Source organism: Kitasatospora sp. NPDC089913 (genome assembly GCF_044748625.1).
GTDB lineage: Bacteria > Actinomycetota > Actinomycetes > Streptomycetales > Streptomycetaceae > Kitasatospora.
In genome coordinates, this window is record NZ_JBIVGI010000002.1 from 74,888 (window position 1) to 99,972 (window position 25,085).

The following is a 25,085-nucleotide window of genomic DNA, read 5'->3' on the forward strand; positions in this document are numbered from 1 at the left end:
CCCGGAGAGGCACACCCTCATGCGCATCCGCCGTACCCTCGGAGCCACCGCCCTCGCCGCCGCCGCGGTGCTGGCCGCCGGCACCATGACCCCCGCCCAGGCCGCCGGCTCCGCCGTGCTCACCCACACCTCGGTGGGCGGGCCCAACATCGCCGTCGGCGACGTGCTCACCGCCGACCTGGTGCCCGGCAGCTTCGCCACCTTCTACTCCAGCGCCACCGGGACCAGCGGCATCAAGTGCGCCGCCTCCTCCTTCTCGGCGACCGTCACCAGCAACCCGGCCGCGCCCGGCGTGGCCACCGAGCAGCTCAACACCCAGACCTTTGGCTCCTGCACCGCCAACGTCATCGGCGTGACCTCCGTGCAGAGCATCACCGTCAACAACCTGCCCTACACCAACTCGGTCAGCGACGCCCCCGGCAACCCGGTCTCGCTCGACCCCACCTCCGCCGGCCCGCTCCAGACCACGGTGGTGCTGAAGACCATCCTCGGCACCATCACCTGCGTCTACCGGGCCGCCGCCGGCATCAGCGGCACCACCAGCAACGTCGGCCAGACCATCGGTTTCAGCGCCCAGGCCCTGCCCAAGGTCTCCGGCCCGAGCACCTGTTTCGCGACCGGGTACTTCAGCGCCACCTACGGGCCGGTGAAGGACAGCTCGGTGGCCGGCAGCCCGCACGTCTTCATCAACTGACCCTCCCTGACCGTCCCTGTCGTACCGTCCCCCGCCGGGGCCGGTACGACCACCGGGCGGGGTGCGGCCGCCGCCGCACCCCGCCCCACCGGTTCCGCCTGCCCGCCGGGGGCCGGGTGCCGCCGTGTCCGGGACAGCGAAGTGACCCGCGGGTAGGGTGCTCGCGACGGACACCGGAACAGGGACGGCGGGACAGGCATGGTCGGCGAGGGCACGCAGTTCTTCGAGTCGGTGGCCGACACGGCCGCACGACTGGCCGAGGTCGGCTACCTGGCCTCCACGGAGGTCGCCACCACCGTCTTCCTCGCCGACCGGCTCGGCAAGCCGCTCCTGGTCGAAGGCCCGGCCGGCGTCGGCAAGACCGAACTCGCCAAGGCCGTCGCCGCACTCGGCCGGGCCCGGCTGGTCCGGCTCCAGTGCTACGAGGGCATCGACGAGTCCCGCGCCCTCTACGAGTGGAACCACGCCAAGCAGTTGCTGCGGATCACCGCAGGGCGGGACGAGGGCTGGGACGCGGCCCGCACCGACATCTTCGGCGAGGAGTTCCTGCTCACCCGGCCGCTGCTCACCGCCATCCGCGGCGACGAACCGACCGTGCTGCTCATCGACGAGATGGACAAGGCCGACGTCGAGGTCGAGGCGCTGCTGCTCGAAGTGCTCAGCGACTACCAGGTCACCGTGCCCGAACTCGGCACCGTCACGGCGACCCGCCGCCCCTTCGTCCTGCTCACCTCCAACGCCACCCGGGAACTCTCCGAGGCGCTGCGCCGCCGCTGCCTCTTCCTCCACCTCGACTACCCGGAGGCCGAACTGGAGCGCCGGATCGTCCGGCTGCGCGTCCCCGGGTTGGACGCGGCGCTGGCCGAGTCGCTGGTCCGGGTGGTCGGCGCGCTGCGGGCGCTGGAACTGCGCAAGGCCCCCTCGGTGGCCGAGACGGTCGACTGGGCCCGCACCCTGCTCGCGCTCGGCGCCGACACCCTGGACGAGACGGTCGTCCGGGCCACCCTAGGGGTCGTCCTCAAGCACCAGGACGACGTGCTGAAGGCCGCCCAGAAGCTCACTCTCGCATGAGCGTCCCGCCCCCGGCCGCTCCGGGCGGCCCGACCGGTGGGCCGACCGGTGGGCCCACCGCGGGCGCGTCCCCCGGCGCGTCCCCCGGGACCTCGCCCGGCACGTCCGATCCCGCGGACGTGGCCGCCCGGCTGACCGCCTTCGTGCGCGCGCTGCGTGTCCACGGCCTGCGGATCGGGCCTGCCGAGACGGTCGACGCCGCCGCCGTCCTGGCCGTGCTCGGCCTCGCCGAACGCGAGCAGGTCCGGGCCGGACTCGCCGCCGCACTGCTGCGCACCGACGGACAGCGCCCGGTCTTCGACGCCGCCTTCGACCTGTTCTTCCCGCTCGGCGTCGGCGATCCGGAAGCGGTGCGCCGGGCCTCGGCGCACCGCGCCCCGGACCCGGCCGACCCCGCCGACCCCGGCGCTCCGGGTCCCGCTGCACCCGCGGGCCCGGACGCGGACCCGGCCGCGCAGCGCGAGGAGCTCCGGGCGCGGCTCGTGGCGGCGCTCGCCGCCGACGACCGGGCCGCCCTGGCCGGGCTCGCCGGCGAGGCGGTGGCGGCGTTCGGCCGCTACGGCGGCGCCGGCACCGCCGGGCGGCCGGGGAACGACGGCTGGTCGTCCTACCAGACCCTCGGCAGGCTCGCACCGGAGACCCTGCTGGCGCGGGTGCTCGCGGCCCTGCGCGCAGGTGCCGCCGGCATCGGACCGGACCCCACCGCCACCGACCCCACCACCACCGACCTCGCCGACCACGTCCTGCCCGACGAGATCCGCCGCCGCATCCAGGAGTTCCGCGCCATGGTCGCCACCGAGGCGCGCCGACGGGCGGCCGAGATCCGCGGCACCGAACGCCTCGCCGAACGGGCCGTCGCACCGAGCCCCGACCGGATCGACTTCCTCACCGCCGGCCGCGACCAGCTCGCCGAACTGCGCCGCACCGTCCACCCGTTGGCCCGCAAACTGGCCACCCGGCTGGCCGCACGCCGCCGCCGCGCCGCCCGCGGCCGGATCGACCTGCGCCGCACCCTGCGCCGCTCGCTCTCCACCGGCGGCGTCCCGCTGCGCCCCGCCCACCGGCTGCGCCGTCCCGCCCGGCCCGAACTCGTGCTGCTCTGCGACGTGTCCGGCTCGGTGGCGGGCTTCTCCGACTTCACGCTGCTGCTGGTCCAGGCGATGCGCGACCAGTTCAGCAAGGTCCGGGTGTTCGCCTTCGTCAACCGCACCGCCGAGGTGACGGACCTGCTCACCCGCGGCGGCGGCGACCCGGCCGCGCTGGCCCGGCGGATCCTCACCGAGGCCAAGGTGACGGGCCACCACGGCAACAGCGACTACGGCTCGGCCCTCGCCGAGTTCGCCGAACGCCACCTGGACGCCGTGGGACCGCGGACCGCCGTGCTGATCCTCGGCGACGCCCGCAACAACTACCGGGACCCGCACCTGCCCGCGCTGCGGCTGATCGCGGCCCGCGCCCGCCAGGTGCACTGGCTCAACCCGGAGCAGCCCGCCCTCTGGGGCACCGGCGACTCCGCCGCCCCCGCCTACGCCGGGGTGGTGCCGATGCACTGCTGCCGCAACGCCCGCCGGCTGGGCGAGTTCGTCGCCCGGCTGCTGCCGGTCTGAGGCGCGCGACGGACGGCGCCTCGGCGGGCCGGGGCACGGCGGGCGGGGCACAGCGGACGGCGCGCGACGGACGGGGGCGACGGACCGCGCGCGACGGACGGGGGCGGTGCCGAGGCCCCGCCCCCCAGTGCCTCAGCCGTCCAGCTGCCCCAGGAAGTCGAGCAGGGCCTCGTTGACCTCCGCCGGGCTCTCCTGCTGGGTCCAGTGCCCGACGCCCGGCAGCGTCACCCGCCGGTACAGCTTCGGTGCCAGCCGCTCCAGCAGCCCGCGCATCGCCTCCTCCGGGATCAGGGCCATCACCATGTCCTGGTCCCCCGCCACGTAGAGGGCCGGGACCTCCACCGGACGTCCGGCCAGCCCGGCCAGCAGCTCGTTGTTCCGGTCGATGTTGCGGTACCAGTTGAGACCGCCGGTGAAGGCCCGATCGCCGTGCTCGGCGTAGTCGGCGACGAACGCCTCGATGTCCGCCTCGGAGAGCCAGTCCGGCAGCTTCTCCGGCTCGGGGACGCTGCCCAGCAGGGTCTGTCCCTCGCGGATCACCCACGCCCGGGGCCCGCCGCCGTCCGGCCGGGCCCCGGCGCCACTGGACAGCATCCGGCGGAACGTCGAGTGCGGGTCCCGGCCGAGCTCCGCGTCCGCGACACCGGGGCGCTGGAAGTAGATCTGGTAGAAGCCCTCGCCGAACCGCTCCCGGGCCTGGGCCAGCGGCGGCAGACCGAGGGTGGGCAGCGGCGGGACGCTCAGCCCCGCCACGCCGCGCACCAGGTCGGGGCGCAGCGCGGCCGTGCTCCAGGCGACCGGGGCGCCCCAGTCGTGGCCGACCAGGACGGCGCTCTCCTCGCCGAGGGCGCCGATCAGCGCGGTGACGTCGCCGACCAGGTGCAGCAGGGTGTACGCGTCGACCGACTCGGGCTGCTCGCTGCGGGCGTAGCCGCGCTGGTCGACGGCGACGACGCGGTAGCCGGCCTCGGCGAGCGGGGCGAACTGGTGCCGCCAGGAGTACCAGCTCTCCGGGAAGCCGTGCAGCAGCAGGACGAGTGGTCCCTCGCCCTGTTCGGCGACGTGCAGCCGGACTCCGTTCACCTCGACCTGACGGTGCGCGATATGTCCGTACGCCTGCTTGGTCATGCGGCCCTCCTCGTCGACGACGCGTCATCCGGCAGAACGGGCGGCGGCCGACCGTTCGTTCCCCGCGACCGCCGCGTCCGCGCCCTGCCGGGGTCAGTCCCCGCTGTCGCGGCGCGTCCGGCCGCCGCCCTCCCGCCGGTCGAGCAGCGCCGTCGCGGCCGCCAGCAGGGCGCCCACCGCGATCAGTACGAAGTAGCCGGCGGTCCGGTGGTCGGCGGGGACGAGGTAGCTGACGAAACCGAAGACGTGCAGGCCCCACAGGTGGTCGACGAGCAGGCCGTTGATGCCGCCGACGATCAGGACGAAGCTCACGAATCCCAGCAGGTTCTTCATGGTTCCGACGTTAGGCAGCCGGGCCGCCGACCGGATCCGACTTTCGGCGCGACCGGGGCCCACCAAAGTCGCGCATCCGCAGCAGCACGGGCACGGCGGCCAGCGCCGGGGCGGCGGCCAGCGCGAAGCAGAGCGGCAGCGGCAGGTGTCCGACCAGCAGGCCCGCGCCCGCGCCGCCGACGGCCGAACCGGCGTTGAAGGCGGTGTTCACCCAGACGCCGGCCCTGGTCCCGGCCTCCGGGGCGACCGCCTCGTCCGCGACCAGGTAGGAGGTGGTGAGGGCGGGCGAGACGAAGAACCCGGCGACGCCGACGGCCGCGCCGAGCAGGACCGGGCCGGGTGCGAGCCCGGCGCCGGCCAGGGCCAGGCCGAGGCCGGCGGTGAACAGCGGCAGCCGGACGGCGTTCGGCACCGGCCGGTCCAGTGCGCCCAGCCCGAGGCCGCCGACGGCGCTGCCGGCGGACAGTGCGGCCAGGATCCAGCCGACCGCCTCGGGCCGCCCGCGGTCCTCGGCGAAGGCGAGCACCATGAGGTCCAGGGCGCCCAGCGCCAGCCCGGTCACCGCGGAGGCGAGCACGGCGGCGCGCAGCGCCCGTCCGCCGCCGAGCGGTGTCCGGCGGCGGCGGACGGGCGCACCGGGCGCGGCACCGCGGCCACCGTCCGTCCCGCCCGTCCCGCCCGGCGCGTCTGCCGCGTCCGCCGCGTCCGGTGCGTCCGCTCCGGTCGCCGCCACCGGGGAGGCGGCCAGCAGCAGGGCCCCGGCGAGCAGCAGCCCCGCACCCACGGCCACCGCACCACCGGGACCGACGACCGGAAGCAGCAGACCGACCAGCAACGGACCGGTGACGAAGAGCAGTTCCTCCGCGACGCCGTCCAGGCTGAACGCCCGGCGCAGCAGCACCGGGTCGGGAAGGAGCCGCCGCCAGAACGTCCGCATCACCGGACCCAGCGGCGGTGTGCAGGCGCCCGCCGCGACGACGAGCGCGCCGACCGCCGCCGGAGCGGCACCCGGCCGGGCGGTGGCCGCGACCACGGCGAGCAGCAGCGCGCCGTACAGCACGGCCATCGGCGGCAGCACCCGCCGGGGACCGTGGCGGTCGACCAGACCGGCCCGGACCGGTGAGAGGAGCACACTGGCGAGCGCGAACAGGGCCATCGCCGCGCCGGCCGCGGAGAAGGAGCCGGTGGCCTCGCGGACGGTGAGCAGCAGGGCGAGCGGAACCACCCCGTAGGAGAGGCGGCCGAGCAGCGCGGCGGCGAAGGTGCGGCCGGCGTGCGGGGCGCCGAGCACGGCGCGGTAGCCGGGGCGTGCGGACGGGCCGCGCGGAGGCGCGGAAACGGTGGAAGGCACGGTGGACGTCCTCAGGGAGGTCCGGTCCGCGGGCCGGGAGGATCACGGCGGGCGGCACCGGAGGTGCGTACGGGGACACCGGAGGACCGCGCGGACCCTGATCGGTCGGGGCGCGGTCGCGTCGGGCCTGCTACGCACGGAGGAAGGACATGGGCCGCACCGTACCAGGACGCCGCGCCGTGCGGGAGGCCCGGACGGAGCAGCGGGCAGGGCGGGGCGGCGGCCGTCCGGGTACGTTCGCGGTGTGCAGCAGAGGTCACCCCACGTCAGCAGGCGCGCCCGGGCCGGGAGACCGGCGGCGGCCGGTGCCGTCGCCGTCCTGGTCCTCGCGGCCGGCGCGCCCGTCGCCTTCTCGGCCCCTTCTCCGTCGCCCGCCGCGTCCTCGGCGTCTCCCTCCGCGCCCCCGGCGGCGGCCGGAGCCACTGCCGGAGCCACTGCCGCTTCCGGTTCCGGGGCCCGGGCCGGGGCCGGTTCCGCGCAGGACGAGGCCGCCGTGGTCGGCGGCGAGCGGCTGGGCCGGCCCGCCGTCCAGGTCGCCCCCCGGACCGGGGCGCCCGAGCTGCCGGCCACCCTCACCGGGCGGTCCTGGCTGATCGCCGACGCCGCGACCGGCGAGGTGCTCGCCGCGCGCAACGCCCACCTCCCGCTGCCGCCCGCCAGCACCCTCAAGATGCTGTTCGCCGACACCGTGCTGCCGAAGTTCGACCGCGGCCTGGAGCACAAGGTGACTCCCGCCGAGCTGGCCGCGCTGGGCGCGGGCAGCAGCCTGGTCGGCATCAAGGAGAACCTGCCGTACCGGGTCGAGGACCTCTGGCGGGGCGTCTTCCTCGCCTCCGGCAACGACGCCGTGCACGTGCTGTCCCACATGAACGGCGGTCTGGCCCGCACCGTCTCCCAGATGCAGGAACGGGCCACCGCGCTCCAGGCGAAGGACACCCGGGTGGTCTCCCCCGAGGGCTACGACCAGGACGGCCAGGTCTCCTCGGCCTACGACCTCACCCTGTTCGCCCGCGCCGGGCTGCGCAACCCCGACTTCCGCGGCTACTGCGCGACCCGCACCGCCCGCTTCCCCGGCGCGGTGGACAAGGCGACGGGGCAGCGGTCCGCGTTCGACATCGCCAACACCGACCGCCTGCTGGGCAAGTACCCGGGCCTGATCGGGGTGAAGAACGGCTACACCACCAACGCGGGCGCCACCTTCACCGGTGCGGCCGAACGCGACGGCCGCACCCTGCTGGTGACGGTGATGCACCCGGAGCAGCAGGCCAAGGTCTACGACGAGGCGGCCGCGCTGCTGGACTGGGGATTCGCGGCCGCGGGCAAGGTCGAACCGGTCGGACGCCTGGTCGAGGAGGAGGCCGCGCCCGGCGCGTCCGCGGCCCCCGCCACCGAGGCCCCGGCCACCGGCGTCCTGCCGCACGCCATCCAGCAGGCCGACCACGCCCTCGGCCCGGCCGGCTGGACGGCCCTCGCCCTCGGCACCGCCCTGGCCCTCTGGGCCGCCGGCCGGGTGCGCTCGCGCCGCCGTCCGCACCCCGCCGCGGTCCCCGTGCTCCCCGTACTCCCCGGCGGCCTCCCGGTCCCGCCGCGACCGGACTACGCCCCGCACATCGCGTACTCCGTACCCACCGGGACGGCACCGGCCGCTCCCGCCCGCCGCGGCGCCACCGCCGTCGGCGGCGCCACAGCGGTCGGCGGCACCACCCGCCGCCGCCTCACCCGCCGCGCCCGCTCCCTGGCCCGCTCCACCCGCGCCCGCCTCACCGCGACCACCACCCCCCGCCGGGGCCGCCGTTCCTGAGGCCCGTCGGGCACCACCGGTCAGACGGCCACGAGACTGTCCGGCAGATGACCGGCGGCCCAGACCCGCAGGAAGTCCACCAGATCCGCCCACGCCCCCGTCAGCAGCATCACGCCGACGAGCACGAGCATGCCTCCGCCGAACCGCACGACCCCGCGATGGTGGCGCCTCACCCAGCCGAAGGTTCCCATCGCCCGCCGGAAGACCAGGGCCGACACGACGAACGGGATCCCGAGCCCCGCGCAGTAGAAGAGACCCAGCAGGGCCCCCCGGGCCGGATCGCTCTCACTGAGTGCCAGGGTCTGGACGGCGGACGCGGTCGGCCCGATGCACGGCGTCCACCCCACACCGAAGACGATGCCGAGAACCGGCGCCCCCGCCAGCCCGACCGCCGGCCGGTACCGACTGCGGAGCTCCCGCCCGGAGATCCCGGACAGCACTCCGGAGAAGAGTCCGGAGAACACGATTCCCATCAGGATCGTCACCACTCCGGAAGAGATCTCGACCGTACGCCGGTGCTCCACCAGGGTGTTGCCGAAGTAGCCGAACAACGCACCGGCGGAAACGAACACGGCCGTGAAGCCGAGGACGAACAGAACCGTCCCCAGGACCAGCTGTCCGCGCTTCCTCCCGCCGGCGTCCGCAAGGTCGGCCGCCGAGAATCCGGTGACGTAGGACAGATATCCCGGGACCAGCGGAAGAATGCACGGCGAGAGGAACGAGAGCAGCCCCGCCAGCGCGGCGACCGGAATCGCCAGAACCAGAGCCCCCGTGAAAACGGCCTGAGATCCGTCGACGGCCGTTGCGACCGGTTCCATATGCACGTGACACCTTCCCGGACGCACCCCGACCCGATCCGGGCGTTCGTCGGCGACGAACGCCCGTGGCCAGCCTCGCAGAGGCCGTTCCGGCGCTCGGCACCGGCCGGGGCGGCGCGGAGTCGGCCCTGCTCCCGGGGGGTCCGTGCCGGGCGAGCCCTAGAATCCCCCTATGAGCGCCACTCCCCACCCCGACCCGCACCGGCAGGAACGGCTCGAACGCCTGGTCAGCCTCTCCTCCGGCAGCTATCTGCTGGTCACCACCTTCAAGAAGGACGGCACCGCCGTGCCGACGCCGGTGTGGGTGGTGCGCGACGGGGAGGCGCTCGGCGTCTGGACCGTCGCCGACTCGTGGAAGGTCAAGCGGATCCGCAACCGCCCGGACGTGCTGGTCGGCCCCTGCGACGTCCGGGGCAACCCGACCGGCGAGTCCGTCCCGGCGACCGCCGAGATCCTCGGCCCCGAGCGCACCGCCGCCTACCGGACGCTGCTGCGGCAGAAGTACGGGCTGGTGGGCGTCGTCACGGTGCTCGGCAGCCGGCTGCGGCGCGGCGAGCGCGGCACCGTCGGCATCCGGCTGACCCTGACGGACGGCTGACCCTGACGGACGGCTGACCGGGGCGGACGGCTGACCGGGGCGGACGGCTGACCGGGGCGGCCGACGGCCGCCCCTTCCGCCCCGCGTCCCCCACGACGCGTCCGGATCCTCGTCCGGTTCATGCCAGGGAAAACGTTCTTCCGTTGGACGCCTGGTCGTTCGCCGGAGCGCGCGGTACGGCATGGGTGGCGCTGTAGAACACACAGCGCCCGCCCATCCACTGCTGCACGCCCGTCAGGAGGACGCCCATGCGGCGAACCGATCGAGTCCGGCTCCGCGCACTGGCGGTGGCATCGGCCGCCACCGTCGTCGCAGCGCTCACCGCGCTGCCCGCCGGCACCGCGCAGGCCGTGTCCCCGGACCTCGTCATCAGTCAGGTGTACGGGGGCGGCGGCAACTCCGGCGCGCCGTACGCCAATGACTTCGTCGAGCTGTACAACCGGGGCACCACCCCGGTCAGCCTCACCGGCTGGACCGTCCAGTACGCCTCGGCGGCCGGGTCCTCCTGGTCGAAGACCACCCTGTCGGGCACCGTCGCCCCCGGCAAGTACTACCTGGTGCAGGAGGCCGCCGGGGCCGGTGCCGGCGCCGCGCTCCCGACGCCGGACGCCACCGGCACCATCGCGATGGGCGCCAACGCCGGAAAGGTCGCGCTGGTCACCAACTCCACCGCGCTGACCTGCGCCACCGGCTGCGCCGGCCAGCCCGGGGTCAAGGACCTCGTCGGCTACGGCACGACCGCCTCCTCCGCCGAGGGCTCGCCCACCGGGAACCTCGCCAACACCACCGCGGCGGTACGGGCTGGCGGCGGCGCCACCGACACCGACAACAACGCGGCCGACTTCGCCGTCACCGCCCCCACCCCGCGCAACTCGACCTCCGGCGGCGGGACGGGCGGCACCCGCATCCGCGACATCCAGGGCGCGGCCCGCACGTCCCCGCTGGCGGGCCGGCCGGTCACCGGCGTGCCCGGTGTCGTCACCGCGGTCGGCCCGAGCGGCTACTGGTTCCAGGACCCGCAGCCCGACACCGACCCGGCCACCAGCGAGGCGGTCTACGTCTACACGGCGAGCGCCCCCGGCGTGGCGGTCGGGGACTCCGTCCAGGTCGGCGGCACCGTCAGCGAGTACCGCCCCGGCGGCACCGGCGGCACCACCAACCTGACCGTCACCGAGCTCACCTCGCCCAGCACCACCGTGCTCGCCCACAACGCGGCACTGCCCGCCGCCACCCTGGTCGGCTCCGGTGGCCGGGTGCCGCCGGCCGCGGTGATCTCCAGCGTCACCACGGGCGACGTCGAGACCGCCGGCGGGTTCCAGCCGGCCACCGACGGCCTGGACTTCTGGGAGTCGCTGGAGGGCATGCGGGTCCAGCTGAACAACGCCGCCGTGGTCGGGCCGAGGGCTTCCGTCGGCGAGATCCCGGTCGTCCCGCAGGGCTCCGCCACCAGGACCGCCCGCGGCGGCATCCTGCTGCAGGCCGCGGACGGCAACCCCGAGCGGGTCCTGCTGGACGACGTGCTCGCGCCGACCCCGGCCGCCAACGTCGGTGACACCCTCTCCGGCGCCACCGTCGGCGTCCTGGACTACTCCTTCGGCAACTTCAAGCTGCTGGTCACCGCCACCCCGACCGTTCTCCCCGGCGGCCTCGCCCCGGAGACCACCGCCGCACCGGCGGCCGGCGAGCTGTCCACGGCGACCTTCAACGTCGAGAACCTCGCCCCGAGCGACCCGCAGGCCAAGTTCGACGGCCTCGCCGCCGCCGTGGTCACCAACCTGCGCTCGCCCGACCTGGTCGCCCTGGAGGAGATCCAGGACAACTCCGGCGCCACCGACAACGGCGTGGTCGCCGCCGACCAGACCCTGGCCAAGCTCACCGCCGCGATCACCGCGGCCGGCGGCCCGGCCTACTCCTACCGCCAGCTCAACCCGGTCAACGACCAGGACGGCGGCCAGCCGGGCGGCAACATCCGCCAGGTGTTCCTCTACCGCACCGACCGGGGCCTGAGCTTCACCGACCGCCCGGGTGCCGGCTCCACCACCGCCGACTCCGTGGTCAACACCGGCGGGGTCCCCTCCCTCGCCTACTCCCCCGGCCGAATAGACCCGACCAACACCGCCTTCAACGCCAGCCGCAAGCCGCTCGCCGGCGAGTTCCGCTGGAACGGCCGCCCGGTGTTCGTGATCGCCAACCACTTCAACTCCAAGGGCGGCGACCAGCCCCTGTTCGGCCGCTACCAGCAGCCGGCCCGCCCCTCCGAGACCCAGCGCCACGCCCAGGCCACCGCGGTCAAGGCCTTCACCGACCAGATCCTCGCCGTCGACCCGAACGCCGCCGTGATCGTCCTCGGCGACCTCAACGACTTCGAGTTCTCGCAGACCGCCGACCTCCTCACCGCCGGCGGCTCCCTGGTCGACCTCCCCCGCACCCTCCCCCTCGCCGAGCGGTACACCTACGTCTACGAGGGCAACTCCCAGGTGCTCGACCACATCCTGATCTCCCCCGCCCTCGCGGCCCGCGCCTACAGCTACGACATCGTCCACCTCAACAGCGAGTTCGCCACCCAGCTGAGCGACCACGACCCGCAGGTGGTCCGGATTCCGCTGCCGTAACGCGCTCCCCGCACCCGCACGCCCCGCTGCCCCGGCGTCACCTCCCCGACGCCGGGGCAGCGTCGCGTCCGCCGACCCGTGCCCGGAAGGTGACGATCCGATTGCGTGCACACAATCTGCTCGAATTCCGATCACACCAGCAGGTCAAACGGCTAGGCTCCCTGCTGGCCGGACCGGGCACAGACCGACGGCACCACTCGCGGCTGCGCCCACGCCGACGGCACAGCCCTGCTCATCTGGGGGACATCCGTGCAGGAAATGGTCAAGGGCGCCAACGTCGGACTCGCCGCGCTGAGCGAGGGTGACGGGAGCGTCGACGCCGTCACCGTGATCCTGGGCTGGAGCAGCCCGTCCGGCGACGGCGACGCGGACGTCTCGGTCCTCCTCCTGACCGACGAGGGCAAGGTCCGCGACAACGCCGACTTCTTCTTCTACAACAACCCCACCGCCGCGGACGGCAGCGTCCAACTGCTCGGCCAGAGCCCCACCGAGGTCGGCACCGAGGACCGCATCCAGCTCGATCTCACGGCCGTCCCGGACGGCATCGAGCGGCTGGTCATCGCTGCCAGCCGGCACCAGCGGGCGCCGTTCGGACAGTTGGACAACCTCCGGCTCGAACTCGCCGACCTCGGCGGCGAGCGGCTGCTCGGCTTCTCCATCACCGACGCCGACTCCGAGAGCGGCTTCGTGTTCGGCGAGATCTACCGCCGCAACCAGGAGTGGAAGTTCCGCGCCATCGGCCAGGGCTACGACACCGGCCTCGCCGGTCTGGCCACGGACTTCGGCATCGAGATCGAGGACGACGCCGCCGAGGAGGCCGCGGCCGAGCGCCTCGCGGCGGACGGGGCGGACGAGGCAGCGGTAGCGGTGCCGGCTTCGGGCACGGCGGCGGCGGTCGCCGCCGAGGCCGAGGCCGAGGGCGCCCCGTCCGCCCCGACGGCCGGCCCGACCGCCGAGACGCCGGCGACGACCCCCGGTCCGGTTGCCGGCAGCGCCCCGGCCACCGCCGACGCCGCGACCGACTCCACCGCCGCCGACTCCGCCTCGGCCGCGCCCAAGCGGCTGCGCACGGCGCGGAAGAAGGTGACGCTCCCCAAGGCCGCCAAGCCCTCGCTCGCCGAGAACGACGCCTGGAACACCGCCCGGCTCTTCCCCGCCAGCGCGCTCAACCGCGACCGCGAGCGCGAGGTCCGCGCCACCTCCGTGCTGCTCTCCGTGATGGCCCAGGTCCCGGAGTTCGGCCGACGGCTCACCGCCGCCTTCGGCGCCCCGGCCGGCCGGATGGAGACCTTCACCGAGGTCTCGCTCCCGCACGGCGAGACGCCCAAGCGGCCCGACGGCGTGATCCGCGTCGAGCGCGCCGGACGGCTCTGGACCGCCCTGGTCGAGAGCAAGACCAACGGCAACCCGCTGAAGGCCGAGCAGGTCCAGGACTACATGGACATCGCCGCCCGGCGCGGCTACGAGGCGGTCATCACCCTCTCCAACGACGTCGCCCTCGAAGGCAGCCCGCTCGTCCAGGTCAAGATCGACGGTCGGCGCAAGCACAAGGTCCTGCTCGCCCACCTGTCCTGGGCCGAGGTCGCGTACCAGGCGAAGATGCTGATCCGGCACGAGGGCGTCGGCAATCCCGCCCACGCCTGGCTGCTCCAGGAACTGCTGCACTACCTCCAGCACGACAACTCCGGCTGCCACGGCTTCCAGAACATGGGCCCCGCCTGGGTGCCCGTCCGCAAGGGCATCGACGACGAGACGCTCGCCGCGGGCGACGAGCGCGCCACCCTGGTGGTGGAGAGCTGGGAGCGGCTGGTCCGCCAGGTCTGTCTCCAGCTCGGCGGCGAACTCGGGGTCAAGGTGCTGCCGGTCCAGCGCACCCGTCGCGGCGAGGACGCCCGGGCCCGGCGGACGGCGCTGGCCGACCGGCTGTGCGCGGACGGGCGGCTGGACGCGGAGATCAGGATCGAGGACGCGCCCGGCACCATCGTGATCGCGGCGGACCTGCGGGTCGGGAAGCTGCGGACCTCCGCCGAGATCCCGGCCCCGGAGCAGGGCTACCCGCTCAGCTGGGCCAAGCGGCTGGTCCGCCAGCTCGCCGAGGCGCCGGCCGACCTGCACATCGAGACCCTCACGGACGGCGCCGCCGCGGGCCCGCGCGGCACCCTGGAGAAGCTGCGGCCGGAGCCGGGCGACCTGCTGCCCAAGGACTCCGCGCGGATCACCGGCTTCCGGCTCTCGCTGGTCAAGGGCATGGGGAGCACCCGGGGGAACGCCGAGAGCGGCTTCATCCGGAGCGTCGACGCCGCCGTCGAGCGTTTCCGCACCGGGGTCCTGGTGCACCTCGACCAGCGGACGGCGCGCCGGGTGTAGGGCGCAGGGCGTCAGCTGCCGGGCGGGTACCGGCCCGGGCCCGCCCGGCACCCGCCCCGGCCCCGGACCGGGCTCCGGCGCTGGGCCGGACGGGGGATGTGATCCGGGTCATTCGGGGTGGGCGGGAACCCGGCGGGGCGGGGGCACGACTGGTGGGGCGTGAGTGGGATGTCGCCGGGTGCCCGGCCGTTGAGTGTGCTCGCGGGGTTCGCCCTGCTGCTGGTAGTGGTGTTCGTCGTGGCGTTCGCGGTGGGGCGCGGCGCCGGGCCGGTGACGCCCGGGCTGACGCCCGGTGGCGGAGGCGGCGGGAAGCCCGGCATGGGGCACGACATGGGAGCGGCCCGGTGAGGGCGGCCGCGGAGTCCGACGCGCTGGTGTCCACCGACCTCGCGGTCGGCGGGATGACCTGCGCCGCCTGCGTCAGCCGGGTGGAGAAGCGGCTGGCCCGGATCGAGGGCGTGAGTGCCGGGGTGAATCTCGCCACCGGGCGGGCCCGGGTGCTGCACCCGGCCGGGGTGGGCCTGGACGATCTGGTCTCGGCGGTCGAACGGGCCGGTTACACCGCCGAGTTGGCGCCGGAGGGCGTGCCGTCCGCCGGGCCGGCGACGGAGGAGGCCGGGGAACGGTGGCGGCTGCTGGTGACGGCGCTGCTGGCGGTTCCGGTGCTGGTGCTGTCGATGGTGCCGTCCGCGCAGTTCGCCGGCTGGCAGTGGGTCTGCTTCGGGCTGGCCCTGCCGGTGGTGAGCTGGGGTTCGGCCGGCTTCCACCGCCGGGCGGTGCAGGGACTGCGGCACGCGGCGGCGACCATGGACACCCTGGTGAGCCTCGGTGTGGTCGCCTCCTTCGCCTGGTCCGCGTACGCGCTGCTGTTCGGCGGGGCGGGCGAGATCGGCATGCGGATGCCGTTCTCGCTGACCGCGGACGGCGGCGGCACCGCGCACGTCTATCTGGAGGCGGCCGTCGGGGTGCCGCTGTTCGTGCTGGCGGGGCGCCTGCTGGAGGGCAGGGTGCGGCGGCGCAGCGGTTCCGCGCTGCGGGCGCTGGCCGAGCTGGGTGCCAAGCAGGTGTGCGTCCGCGATCCGGGGAGCGGTGAGGAGCGGCTGCTGCCGATCGAACAGCTGCTGCCCGGACAGGAGTTCGTGGTCCGTCCGGGTGAGCGGGTGGCCACCGACGGGGTCGTGGTCGAGGGCGGCTCCGCGCTGGACCTGAGTCTGCTGACCGGCGAGTCGGTGCCGGTGGAGGTCGGGCCGGGCGACCGGGTGGCGGGCGCGACGGTGAACGTCGGCGGGGCGCTGGTGGTGCGGGCGACGGCGGTCGGCGCGGACACCCAGCTCGCCCGGATCACCGCGCTGGTGGCGGACGCCCAGGCCGGCAAGGCGCGGGCGCAGCGACTGGCGGACACCGTCGCCGGGGTGTTCGTGCCCTGTGTGCTGACGGTGGCGGTCTGTGTGCTCGGCTTCTGGCTGGGCGCGGGCGCCGACCCGCAGGCGGCGGTGACGGCGGCGGTCGCCGTGCTGGTGGTGGCCTGCCCGTGCGCGCTGGGCCTGGCCACGCCGACCGCGCTGCTGGCGGCGACCGGGCGGGGCGCCGAACTGGGCGTCCTGGTCCGCGGCCCGGAGGTGCTGGAGAGCCTGCGCCGGGTCGACACCGTGGTGCTGGACAAGACCGGCACCCTGACCACCGGTCGGATGGAGCTCGCGACGGTGGCCGTGGCCGCCGGCGCGGGCGTCGACGAGGAGCGGGTGCTGCGGCTCGCGGGAGCCGTCGAGCACCGTTCGGAGCACCCTGTCGGGCGGGCCGTCGTGGGGGCGGCCCGGGCCCGGTGCGGCTCCGACCCCCTTCCGGTGGTGGCCGGGTTCGCGGCCACCACCGGGGTCGGGGTGTCCGGCGAGGTCGAGGGGACCGCTGTGCGGGTGATCCGCCCGGACGAGGCCGCGGGGCCGCTGCCGACCGAGCTGACGACGGCGCTCGCGGACGCCTCGGCGGCGGGTCGCACGCCGGTGGTGGTGGAGCTGGACGGCCTCCCGGTGGCGGTGCTGGCGGTCGGCGACACCCTGCGTTCGGGCAGTTGGCGTGCCCTGCACCGGCTGCGCGGGATGGGCCTCGAGCCGGTCCTGCTGACCGGCGACGGGCCGGGGGCGGCACACGCGGTCGCGGAGGAGCTGGGCATCGAGCAGGTGCACGCCTCGGCCTCCCCGGAGCGCAAGGCGGAGGTGGTGGCCGAACTGAGGGCGGCCGGGCGGACCGTCGCGGTGGTCGGCGACGGGGTCAACGACGCGGTGGCGCTGGCCTCGGCGGACCTCGGGGTGGCGCTCGCCTCGGGCAGTGACGCGGCGATCGGCGCGGCCGGTCTGACCCTGGTGCGCGGGGACATCGAGGTGGTGGTGGACGCCGTCCGGCTGGCCCGGCGCACCCTGGCGACGATCCGGACCAATCTGGTGTGGGCGTTCGGCTACAACGTGGTGCTGATTCCGCTGGCGGCGGTGGGGCTGCTCAACCCGATGCTGGCGGCGGTGGCGATGTCGCTGAGTTCGCTGCTTGTGGTGGGCAACAGTCTGCGGCTGCGGACCTGGCGCCCCGGGCGCGGTGGGGCGGACGACCGGGGGGCCGGTCGGTCCGCTCGGCCGGTCCGGGCGCGGCGCCCGGCGGGTGCGACGTGGTGAGCGGCCGGCCGACGGACGGGGCCGCGGTTACGCGACCGGAGGCGGGACGGCGGACGGTCGAACGGCTCAAGGCGGGGCGGGCGGTCGAACGGCTGAAGGCGGGGCGGGCGGTCGAACGGCTCAAGGTGGCCGGGCCGCCGGTCGGGGCCGCCCTGGTGGCGCTCGCGCTGCTGTCCGGCTGGACGGCGATCGGCGGTGCGGGCACCGCGCGCCCGGTCGAGGCCGGACCGGGCTGGCTGCTCCTGCCGTCGGCGGGCGGGGTCCCGTCCACCGCGGCCTTCTTCACGGTTCGCAACCCCGGCGACATACCGGACGAACTCACCGGCGCCAGCTGGGAGTTCGGCGGCAAGGTGACCCTGAAGCGGCATCTGCACCAGGGCTCGGCGGGCAGCTGGGCGCCGGTCACGGCTCTTGAGGTGCCCGAGCGGGGCGAGCTGGCCATGTCCCCCGAGGATGCCGATCTGATGATCATAAATCCGCCCGCGCTGAAGGTCGGCCAATGGGTGGAGTTCACCCTGACCTTCCGCAACAGCCCCGAGCTGAGGGTCAAGGCGGAGGTGCGCCCGCCCGGCGGCCGCCGCGACTGAACTCCGAGGAGGACCGGCCCCCCGTCCGGCCTCCTCGGACCCGCCGGGTGGGCCGGCCGCATCGAGGGGCGGCCGGCCCACCCGGCGAGGGATCCCGGGACCGGGCGGCGGGGCCGGGTGGCGGGTGACGGGGCGGGGTGACGGGGTTGGGCGACGAGTTGCCGGTCGGGCCCGGTAGTTTGTGGACCGTCCTTCCAGGGGCCGCCGGGAATTCGGATGCCCCGAGCAGGGAATCCGTGCTTTCCTGTGTCACCCCGTCACCCCGATACGCCGTTACGCGGTCACCCCGTCACACCTCACCCCGTTCACGGAGCGGGTGGCGGTGGTGGCCGCACGCCCGGCAGCACTGCCCCGCACCGAGGAGTTCTCCCATCAGTACCGTGATACGCCGGTCCGCCCGCACCGCCCTGGCCACCGCCGCCTGCGGCGCCGTCCTCGCCGGCGGCCTCGCCGCGTGCGGGACCGTCCAGCAGCTCAACGCGGCCGACAAGGTGTCGAAGGCCTTCGAGACCTTCGGCAACGGCAAGTCCTTCAGCGCCAAGCTGTCGGTCGACGCCACCCCTGCGCAGATCGAGGCCTTCGGCGCGGCCACCGGCGAGGAGATCGACAAGGACAGCGCGGCCGCGCTGGCCGCTGTGAGCCTGTCGGTCGCCTTCAGCGCGGACAAGCCGCTCAAGGAGATCCGGCCGAGCAAGGCCGCCGGTTCCGGCAGCGGCGCCGCACCGGCCGCCGACCCGTCGGTCGCGGCCTCCTACACGCTCACCGGCAAGGGCGGCGCACCGCTGCTGGAGCTCCGCCAGGTCGGCGGCAAGGCCTACGCCCGCGGGGACCTCGCGGGCTTCGCGAAGCTCGTCGGTGAGAACGCCGCCGAGGTCGAGGGTCTGGCCGAGGGCCTGCCCACCGCCCTGGGGAACGCACTGAAGGGGCAGTGGGTCAGCTTCGACACGAAGGCCCTCGGAAGCACGGGCGGCACGGGCGGCACCGGCGGTGCGGGCGGGGCAGCGACCCCCAAGCCGAGCCTGGACCCGAAGGCCGCCGAGAACCTGAACGCGTCGCTCAAGGACATCCTCACCCACGACCTGTCCTTCGAGGACAAGGGCAAGCAGGACGGCAAGGACCGGATCACCGTCACCGCCCCGGCCCGCAAGCTGACGGAGGACCTGCTGAAGGCCGTCGAACCGCTCGCCAAGGACGTCCCGAGCCTCGCCAAGCTGCCCAAGGCCGGCCCGTCCAAGGTGCCGGACCGCCCGCTGGCACTGGACCTCTACCTCGACGGCGGCGCGCTGTCCGCCGTGACCTTCGACCTGGCCCAGCTGGAGGAGAAGGCCGGTCCCGGCACGCCGCTGCCGCTCCGGATCGCGTTCGGCCACGACACCCCGGCCGTGCAGGCGCCCGCCGGCGCCACCGAACTCGCCACCGAGGACATCAGCGGCCTCCTCGGCGAGCTCGCCTCCGCCGGCGGCGGCGCGGGTGGCGCCGGTGGCGCCGGTGGCGCGGGCGGACCGGCCGCGCCACTCACCGACGCCCAGATCAAGGAGCTGACCCGGGACGGCGCCATGAACGAGGAGCAGGTGCGGCTGTACAACGCGATGGGCCTGGGTTACCAGGACATCAAGGACCTCGCCGACCTGAAGTCCTGAGGTACTGAGGTACTGAGGCACTGAGGCCCCTGGGGCACCGGGGCTCCAGGGGCCGGAGATGCCGAGAGGCTGACCGCTCTGTCGGCGCGCCCCGGGCAGGATCCGGCTACGCCGGTGACGGCCCGGGGCGCGCCGACAGGTCCAGCACGTCCTCGACCGGGCGGCGCGGGGTGGCCGCACCGGCCGGGCCGTAGCCCAGCCGCAGCACCAGCTGCACGTGGCGCGGCCCGTCGGCGGGGTCGCGCAGGCGCCAGCGCAGGTCGGGCCACTCCACCGGCTGGTGCCACACCGTCAGCCGCAGCCCGTGCACGGTGGCCAGCAGCCAGACGCGCTCCAGCGCCTGCCCCGCCCTCAGCCAGTCCGCCGGGCCGTCCCCCGGGGTGCTCAGTGTGCAGAGCCGGGGCAGCGCCTCGAACCGTTCGGAGGGCTGCGCCGGTCCCTCGTGGTGCGGCGGCCGGCCCGCGTACTCGCGCACCGGCACCCGACCGTCATGGTCCTGCGGTCCGAGTGCCGCGTACGGCAGACCGTCGACGGCGGCGGGTGCGGAGGCGTCGGCCCCGGAGTCCGGGCGCAGCCAGGAGCGGGTCTCGGTCTGCCGGGCGGGGTCGTGGGCGATCCGGTCCTCGGCCTCCGTGGTGACTCCCAGCACGCGGCGCACCGCCGCCTCCCCCAGGACGGCGAGGGCCACGCCCTCCTCCCCGGCGGCGGTCACCAGTTCGGCCGCGACTTCCTCCGGCACGTCGCGGTCGGTGAACGGCCGACGACTGGAGCGGCGCTCGGCGATCGCGGGGTAGAGGTCCCGGCCGAACGGCCCGGCAACGCCCGGTTCGGCGGGCCCGGCGGGAGCGGCGGGCCCGCCCGGTTCGGCGGGCCCGCCCGGTTCGGCAGGCCCGGCGGGAGCGGCCGTCCCGGACAGGTCCAGAACCGCGAGCAGCTGCGGATCCGCCGGATCGGGCAGCAGACGGACGTCGGCCGCACGGCCGAGCCGGGCGCCGGCGACCCGCAGATTGAACAGCGCCGCGCCCACCGCGATGTGCATGGCGGCACCGCTCGCGTCGGCGAGCGGGACGGCCCGGCCCTGATCCGCGTACACCTCGACCCCCCAGCCGTCCGGGGTCGGCCGGAAACGCCACGGCTGACTGTTGTGCAGCGACGGCGCCGCGCCACCGGCGGCGGCGAGCAGCCGCAGGTCGGCCGGAGTGAGAGCTGACTGGGTCATGGTGATCCTCTCCTGGCCTCGACACCCTCGGGGCCCGGCCTCGTCGGCCGTACGCCCCGGTACCACCGAGCGTGCTCCCGCCCCGTCCCCGCCGACAGGGTCGAACGGCCCGCTTCACGTCCCGCGTCCCGGCGCTGCAGGCGGAACGGACGGTGCGCCGAGAGCGCGCCGAGGATGCGCTGTCGGCGGCGGGAGCTGCTCTCCGCGCTCACCGTCGAACAGGAGGACACCGTGGACGGGCGGATCGACCGGCCGACGGTCAGGGAACGGGTCGTAGCCCTCGAGACCGGGCGCCGACCGGGCAACCCGGAGGTGGGGGCGGGGACAGGGGCGAGGGGCGAGGGCGGGGACAGGGGCGAGGGCACCGTACCCGGTCTTCGAACCTGTGCTGACTCCCGCCGAGCTCGCCGAAGTGGAGGCGCAGGACGGCGTCCGGCTGCCGGACGAGTACCGCGCGTTCCTGACCGAGGTCGGCGCAGGCGGCCCGGCCCCGAGTTCGAGCTCACTCGTTGCGCCGGGTCGGCGGTCGGCGGTCGGCGGGCGCCGGGGATGGGTCTGGGACGACGAGGCCGATCCCTGGCTGCTCGAGCCCGGCGGTCCGTTCGTCGAGACCGTGAGCCGGCCCGCGCGGCAGGCGGCTACCCTCCGCGCCGCCGGGTACGAGCCCACCGGCCGGAGTGCGGAGGGCCACGGCCACGACAACCGCCTGGACGACCACCGAGCCGCCTTCGGTGAGGACGGCGACGAACTCCGGCACCTGGATCGCGACCGGGGCACGGTCCGGATCAGCGACAACGGGTGGGGCATGACCAGGCGGCTCGTCCTCGTCGGCCCGCACGCCGGCGAGCTCCGCCACCGGGACTGCGTGCTCGACCCGCCCTTCGAACCGGCCCTCGACGCGCCGGGGAAGCAGCACGGCTTCGGATCATGGTTCCTGGAGTGGCTGGAGCGCCGCGAGCGGGCGGTCCGATGACTGCGGCGGCCGCTCCGCCCGCCGCCCGGGACCGGGGCAGGGGTGAACCTCGGGACCGGGTGCGCGTCGGGCTCGGGCCCACGTGCCGGGCTCGGGCGCACGTGTCGGGCTCGGGCGCACGTGTCGGGCTCGGGCGCACGTGTCGGGCTCGGGCGTAGGCACCGGGTTCGGGCAGTGACCGCCGCGAACTCAGTCGTGCGGGACGACGGCGACCGGCGGGCGGGCGTGGTGGAGGACGGCGTGGGCGGTGCGGCCGAGGCGCGGGGCGAGGTCGTGGGGGCGGCGTCGGCGGCCGACCACCAGCAGGGCGGCGTCCGCGGTGCCCTCGACCAGGGTGCGGGCCGCCCCCAGCCCGACCTGTTCGACGACCTCGACCTGCGGGTGCCGGGCCCGGTGGCCGGCCAGTGCGGCGGCCAGGGCCTTCTCCTCGGCGGCTTGGAGCTGCGCCGTCTCGGTGCCCGACGGCAGGAAGCCGACCACCGCGAAGGTCGCCGGGAGGTTCCAGCCGTGGACGGCGCGGAGCCGGGCACCGCGCAGTTCGGCCTCGCGGAAGGCGAAGTCGAGCACCGTGTCGCTCGGCGCGCCCGCGTCGACACCGACGACCACCTCGGGCACGACCCCGGCCTCCCCGGCGCTCCCCGTGCCGGTCCCCCCGGCGCTCCCCGTGCCGCTCTCGGCACCGGTCTTTGCGCCGCTCTCCGGCCGCCGGACCACCACCACCGGGACGGCCGCTCGGCCGGCGACCGCCATGCTCACCGAACCGACCAGCAACCCCTTGAAGCCGCCCAGGCCGCGCGAGCCGAGGACAAGCAGATCCACGGCCTCGGTCGCGTCGGTGGCGTCGGTGGCCTCGGTGGCCGCAGCGACCTCGGTGACCGCGGTGGCCGCGACCAGGCCGTCCACCGCGGCGTCGAGCACCACGTCGGTCCGCATCGTGAGGCCCGGGTGCCGGGCGCCGATCTCCTCCGCCACGGCGGCCAGCATCCGCTGGGCGGCCACCGGAAGGTCCTCCGGGTCGGCGAACGAGGCGCGGCCGTCGGTGAGCCACGGCCAGGCGTGCAGCAGCCGCAGCGGAGCGCCTCGCCGGAGCGCCTCCCCGGCGGCCCAGTGGGCGGCGACCGTGCTCTCGGGCGAGCCGTCGACTCCGGCCAGGACTGCGGGCGTCATGGGTCTTCCTTCCGCTGCGGGTCCGCGGTGCGGGGCGCACCGTCGGGTGGCACTGCCGGGGCAGCGCGTCCGGGCACCGACCGGGCCGCCACAATTGGCCACTGGACCAATAATGCTATTGGCCATCCAACCAATAACTCTGGCCGGCCAATTGGCCACCCGACCAATTGGCCGAGGGGATGCAGCGCGAGCCTCTATTGGTCATATGGCCAATATCAGCTCGCACTCGGACTGACGTACCGTCGGCACCCCCACCCTCGTCGGCGGACCCCTCCGGCAACCAGGGGCCACAAGACCCTGTCGGTCGGGTCTTAGGGCCTGGATCATGACGGGGGCGCAGGGCGCGGCCGACGAGCGGCGCACGGACAACCGCGCGCACCTGTCCGACCCGCTCGTGACCGACCCCGGCGTCCCCCGCACATGCCTGCGGCACTAACGTGAATCCGACAAACCACCTGATCGGACCATACGTCCATCAGGCCGTCAGCCTGACCCCGGCAGATCCGGACCAGCGGCACGAACACACGAGGAGGACGCCGGTGGGCGGCGCGGAGGACACGCGGACGGGCACCGGCGGAGACCAGTACGGACGACCCCCCGGCACCCCGCCGCCCGGCTGCCCCGCCCACCAGGGGCAGCCGCCCCGCTCCGACCGGCCGCAGCCGTCCGGACAGCCGCAGCAGCCCCGAGCGACGGGAGACGCGTCGCCGCCTCACGCACCGTCCGCCGTCGGCCCGCGGATCCCCCAGCTGCGCCTGGACGAACTCCTCGAGGAACTCCAGTGGCGGATCGACGCGGCGCGCGGCACCCGGGACCGGGTGCACAGCCTGCTGGAGGCGGTCCTCGCGGTCGGCCGCGAACTGGACCTCGCCCAGGCGCTGCACCGGATCGTCGAAGCCGCCGCCGACCTGGTCGACGCCCGCTACGCGGCACTCGGCGTGATCGGCGCGGACGGGCACTCGCTCTCGCAGTTCCTGACGGTCGGCCTGAGCCCCCGGGAGATCGAGGCGATCGGCCCGCAGCCGACCGGCCGGGGCATCCTCGGCGAGCTGATCCGCGACCCGCAGCCGCTGCGGTGCCCCACACTCTCCGAGCACCCGGCCTCGGCGGGTTTCCCGCCGAACCACCCGCCGATGCACACCTTCCTCGGGGTGCCGGTCCGGGTGCGCGGCGAGGTGTTCGGCAATCTCTACCTGACCGACAAGCGGGGCGGACTGGACTTCGACGCGGACGACGAGGCGGTCATCTCGACGCTGGCCGTCGCGGCCGGGGTCGCCATCGACAACGCCCGGCTGTACGAGGAGGCGCAGCGCCAGCAGCGGTGGTTGCGGGCGAGTGCCGAGATCACCCGCAGTCTGCTCTCCGGCGCGCCCCGGCTCGAGGTCGTGGAGCTGATCGCGCGCCGGGCCCGGGAGATCGCGGGCGCCGAACTGGCCGATGTGTCAGTGGCGTTGGCCGATCCGGGTGAGCGGGCGGCGGAACTGACGGTGGAGGTCGCGCTGGGCGGGCGGCCGGAGGCCCGGCTCGGGGTGACGGTGCCGGTGGACGGCACGCTGTCCGGCGCCGCCTATGCCTCGGGGTCACCGGCGACCAGCGACGAGCTGGAGCACGACGAGCGTTTCCCGGCGGGGCCCCGGGGGCGGTTCACCGGGCTGGGTCCGGCCGTCGCGGTGCCGCTGGGCACCGGCGGGGGGTTCGGTCGCGGTGTGCTGCTGCTCGCCCGGGCGCACGGGGAGCCGCCGTTCACGGCCGAGGAGACCGGCCCGCTGCTGGGCTTCGCCGACCAGGCCGCGCTGGCCCTGGAACTGGCGGAACGGCGGCGGGACGCGGAGCAGTTGACCCTCCTGGAGGACCGTGACCGGATCGCCAGGGACCTCCACGACCTGGCCATCCAGCGACTCTTCGCAACCGGCATGACGCTGCAGAGCGCGGGGCGGCTGATCGAGAGCCAGAGCGCGGCCGACCGGGTGAGTCGCGCGGTCGCGGACCTGGACGAGACGATCAAGATCATCCGCTCGACCATCTTCGGCCTTCGCGCCCACAGCGAGCCCGACCGGGGCCTGCGCGCCCGCGCCACCCGCGCCGTCGGCGAGGCCCAGGCCACCCTGGGCTTCGCGCCGCGGCTGAGCATGGAGGGGCTGCTCGACACCGATGTGCCGCAGGAACTGGCCGAGCACGTCATGGCCGTGCTCGGCGAGGCGCTCAGCAACGCCGCCCGGCACGCCCGCGCGAGCCGGGTGGAGGTGGCCCTGCGCGCGGCCGGCGGCACGGTGACGCTCACGGTGACGGACGACGGTGTCGGCGTCCCGCCGTCCGGCCGCCGCAGCGGGCTCCGCAACCTCGCCGAACGCGCCGAACGCGCGGGCGGCACCTTCGACCTCGGCCCCGCCGAGGGTGGCGGTACCCGTCTGGTGTGGGAGGCCCCGCTGGGCGTGTAGCGGGCGCGGCCCGGACCG

At 75.2% G+C, this 25,085-nt stretch carries 19 protein-coding genes; 13 read left to right on the plus strand and 6 right to left on the minus strand.

Features of this window, described 5'->3' with window-relative positions; genetic code table 11:
- Positions 1–19 precede the first annotated feature (19 nt).
- The 3 genes from ACIPYS_RS04570 to ACIPYS_RS04580 all read left to right on the plus strand — a co-directional run bounded on the left by ACIPYS_RS04570 (position 20) and on the right by ACIPYS_RS04580 (position 3,372).
- Positions 20–694 carry a Tat pathway signal sequence domain protein gene (locus ACIPYS_RS04570; RefSeq protein ID WP_159425116.1) on the plus strand — a complete coding sequence of 225 codons (675 nt, stop codon included), beginning with the start codon at positions 20–22 and terminating at the stop codon, positions 692–694.
- A gap of 198 nt (positions 695–892) precedes the next feature.
- Positions 893–1,765: an AAA family ATPase gene (locus tag ACIPYS_RS04575; RefSeq protein ID WP_400743049.1), complete on the plus strand. Its 873-nt coding sequence runs from the start codon at positions 893–895 to the stop codon at positions 1,763–1,765.
- Complete coding sequence (locus ACIPYS_RS04580; RefSeq protein WP_400743052.1) at positions 1,762–3,372, plus strand: VWA domain-containing protein; 1,611 nt, start codon at positions 1,762–1,764, stop codon at positions 3,370–3,372. The genes ACIPYS_RS04575 and ACIPYS_RS04580 overlap by 4 nt, the downstream gene beginning before the upstream one ends.
- Positions 3,373–3,504: 132 nt before the next feature.
- On the opposite strand, the gene ACIPYS_RS04585 is transcribed toward ACIPYS_RS04580, so the two are convergent.
- The 3 genes from ACIPYS_RS04585 to ACIPYS_RS04595 form a co-directional block, all read right to left on the minus strand.
- On the minus strand, positions 3,505–4,500 hold the full coding sequence (locus ACIPYS_RS04585; protein WP_400743055.1) for an alpha/beta fold hydrolase: 996 nt from the start codon (positions 4,498–4,500) through the stop codon (positions 3,505–3,507).
- A gap of 93 nt (positions 4,501–4,593) precedes the next feature.
- Positions 4,594–4,833, minus strand: coding sequence for a hypothetical protein (locus tag ACIPYS_RS04590; protein WP_093863467.1), 240 nt, complete (start codon positions 4,831–4,833; stop codon positions 4,594–4,596).
- 10 nt (positions 4,834–4,843) lie between these two features.
- The gene (locus ACIPYS_RS04595) at positions 4,844–6,184 is read right to left on the minus strand and encodes an MFS transporter (protein WP_400743058.1); all 1,341 of its coding nucleotides are present in this window, start codon (positions 6,182–6,184) and stop codon (positions 4,844–4,846) included.
- Positions 6,185–6,428: 244 nt separating this feature from the next.
- Between ACIPYS_RS04595 and ACIPYS_RS04600 the strand changes: the two genes are divergently transcribed.
- Positions 6,429–7,985 carry a D-alanyl-D-alanine carboxypeptidase family protein gene (locus ACIPYS_RS04600; protein WP_400743061.1) on the plus strand — a complete coding sequence of 519 codons (1,557 nt, stop codon included), beginning with the start codon at positions 6,429–6,431 and terminating at the stop codon, positions 7,983–7,985.
- A gap of 20 nt (positions 7,986–8,005) precedes the next feature.
- On the opposite strand, the gene ACIPYS_RS04605 is transcribed toward ACIPYS_RS04600, so the two are convergent.
- The gene (locus ACIPYS_RS04605; protein WP_400743064.1) at positions 8,006–8,803 is read right to left on the minus strand and encodes a cytochrome c biogenesis CcdA family protein; all 798 of its coding nucleotides are present in this window, start codon (positions 8,801–8,803) and stop codon (positions 8,006–8,008) included.
- A gap of 172 nt (positions 8,804–8,975) precedes the next feature.
- Between ACIPYS_RS04605 and ACIPYS_RS04610 the strand changes: the two genes are divergently transcribed.
- The 7 genes from ACIPYS_RS04610 (at position 8,976) to ACIPYS_RS04640 (ending at position 19,270) form a co-directional block, all read left to right on the plus strand.
- Positions 8,976–9,401 (plus strand): PPOX class F420-dependent oxidoreductase, encoded by a 426-nt coding sequence (locus ACIPYS_RS04610; protein WP_400743067.1) that lies wholly within the window; start codon positions 8,976–8,978, stop codon positions 9,399–9,401.
- A gap of 248 nt (positions 9,402–9,649) precedes the next feature.
- Positions 9,650–12,013 (plus strand): lamin tail domain-containing protein, encoded by a 2,364-nt coding sequence (locus ACIPYS_RS04615; RefSeq protein WP_400743070.1) that lies wholly within the window; start codon positions 9,650–9,652, stop codon positions 12,011–12,013.
- A 258-nt stretch (positions 12,014–12,271) separates the two neighbouring features.
- Positions 12,272–14,380, plus strand: a complete 2,109-nt coding sequence (locus tag ACIPYS_RS04620) for a TerD family protein (protein ID WP_400743943.1) — start codon at positions 12,272–12,274, stop codon at positions 14,378–14,380.
- A gap of 189 nt (positions 14,381–14,569) precedes the next feature.
- Complete coding sequence (locus ACIPYS_RS04625; RefSeq protein ID WP_159425115.1) at positions 14,570–14,728, plus strand: hypothetical protein; 159 nt, start codon at positions 14,570–14,572, stop codon at positions 14,726–14,728.
- Positions 14,729–14,781: 53 nt separating this feature from the next.
- Positions 14,782–17,043, plus strand: coding sequence for a heavy metal translocating P-type ATPase (locus tag ACIPYS_RS04630; protein WP_400743945.1), 2,262 nt, complete (start codon positions 14,782–14,784; stop codon positions 17,041–17,043).
- A complete protein-coding gene (locus ACIPYS_RS04635; protein WP_400743074.1) occupies positions 17,040–17,630 on the plus strand; it encodes a copper chaperone PCu(A)C in 591 nt (196 codons plus the stop codon). Before ACIPYS_RS04630 ends, ACIPYS_RS04635 begins: the two co-directional genes overlap by 4 nt.
- Positions 17,631–18,010: 380 nt before the next feature.
- A complete protein-coding gene (locus tag ACIPYS_RS04640) occupies positions 18,011–19,270 on the plus strand; it encodes a hypothetical protein (RefSeq protein ID WP_400743077.1) in 1,260 nt (419 codons plus the stop codon).
- A gap of 106 nt (positions 19,271–19,376) precedes the next feature.
- On the opposite strand, the gene ACIPYS_RS04645 is transcribed toward ACIPYS_RS04640, so the two are convergent.
- Positions 19,377–20,489 (minus strand): hypothetical protein, encoded by a 1,113-nt coding sequence (locus ACIPYS_RS04645; RefSeq protein WP_400743080.1) that lies wholly within the window; start codon positions 20,487–20,489, stop codon positions 19,377–19,379.
- A 385-nt stretch (positions 20,490–20,874) separates the two neighbouring features.
- Between ACIPYS_RS04645 and ACIPYS_RS04650 the strand changes: the two genes are divergently transcribed.
- Positions 20,875–21,462: an SMI1/KNR4 family protein gene (locus ACIPYS_RS04650; protein WP_400743083.1), complete on the plus strand. Its 588-nt coding sequence runs from the start codon at positions 20,875–20,877 to the stop codon at positions 21,460–21,462.
- A 189-nt stretch (positions 21,463–21,651) separates the two neighbouring features.
- Here the strand turns inward: ACIPYS_RS04650 and ACIPYS_RS04655 are convergent, their stop codons facing one another.
- Positions 21,652–22,629 carry a universal stress protein gene (locus ACIPYS_RS04655; RefSeq protein ID WP_400743086.1) on the minus strand — a complete coding sequence of 326 codons (978 nt, stop codon included), beginning with the start codon at positions 22,627–22,629 and terminating at the stop codon, positions 21,652–21,654.
- 740 nt (positions 22,630–23,369) lie between these two features.
- Here ACIPYS_RS04655 and ACIPYS_RS04660 point away from each other — a divergent pair.
- Positions 23,370–25,067 (plus strand): GAF domain-containing protein, encoded by a 1,698-nt coding sequence (locus ACIPYS_RS04660; protein ID WP_400743948.1) that lies wholly within the window; start codon positions 23,370–23,372, stop codon positions 25,065–25,067.
- The last annotated feature ends 18 nt before the right edge of the window (positions 25,068–25,085 follow it).

Excerpts from the sequence above, each read along its gene's own strand:
- ACIPYS_RS04570 (WP_159425116.1), top strand. The coding sequence starts at position 20 with ATGCGCATCCGCCGTACCCTCGGAGCCACCGCCCTCGCCGCCGCCGCG.
- ACIPYS_RS04575 (WP_400743049.1), top strand. The coding sequence starts at position 893 with ATGGTCGGCGAGGGCACGCAGTTCTTCGAGTCGGTGGCCGACACGGCC.
- ACIPYS_RS04580 (WP_400743052.1), top strand. The coding sequence starts at position 1,762 with ATGAGCGTCCCGCCCCCGGCCGCTCCGGGCGGCCCGACCGGTGGGCCG.
- ACIPYS_RS04585 (WP_400743055.1), bottom strand. The coding sequence starts at position 4,500 with ATGACCAAGCAGGCGTACGGACATATCGCGCACCGTCAGGTCGAGGTG.
- ACIPYS_RS04590 (WP_093863467.1), bottom strand. The coding sequence starts at position 4,833 with ATGAAGAACCTGCTGGGATTCGTGAGCTTCGTCCTGATCGTCGGCGGC.
- ACIPYS_RS04605 (WP_400743064.1), bottom strand. The coding sequence starts at position 8,803 with ATGGAACCGGTCGCAACGGCCGTCGACGGATCTCAGGCCGTTTTCACG.
- ACIPYS_RS04610 (WP_400743067.1), top strand. The coding sequence starts at position 8,976 with ATGAGCGCCACTCCCCACCCCGACCCGCACCGGCAGGAACGGCTCGAA.
- ACIPYS_RS04615 (WP_400743070.1), top strand. The coding sequence starts at position 9,650 with ATGCGGCGAACCGATCGAGTCCGGCTCCGCGCACTGGCGGTGGCATCG.
- ACIPYS_RS04620 (WP_400743943.1), top strand. The coding sequence starts at position 12,272 with ATGGTCAAGGGCGCCAACGTCGGACTCGCCGCGCTGAGCGAGGGTGAC.
- ACIPYS_RS04630 (WP_400743945.1), top strand. The coding sequence starts at position 14,782 with ATGACCTGCGCCGCCTGCGTCAGCCGGGTGGAGAAGCGGCTGGCCCGG.
- ACIPYS_RS04645 (WP_400743080.1), bottom strand. The coding sequence starts at position 20,489 with ATGACCCAGTCAGCTCTCACTCCGGCCGACCTGCGGCTGCTCGCCGCC.
- ACIPYS_RS04655 (WP_400743086.1), bottom strand. The coding sequence starts at position 22,629 with ATGACGCCCGCAGTCCTGGCCGGAGTCGACGGCTCGCCCGAGAGCACG.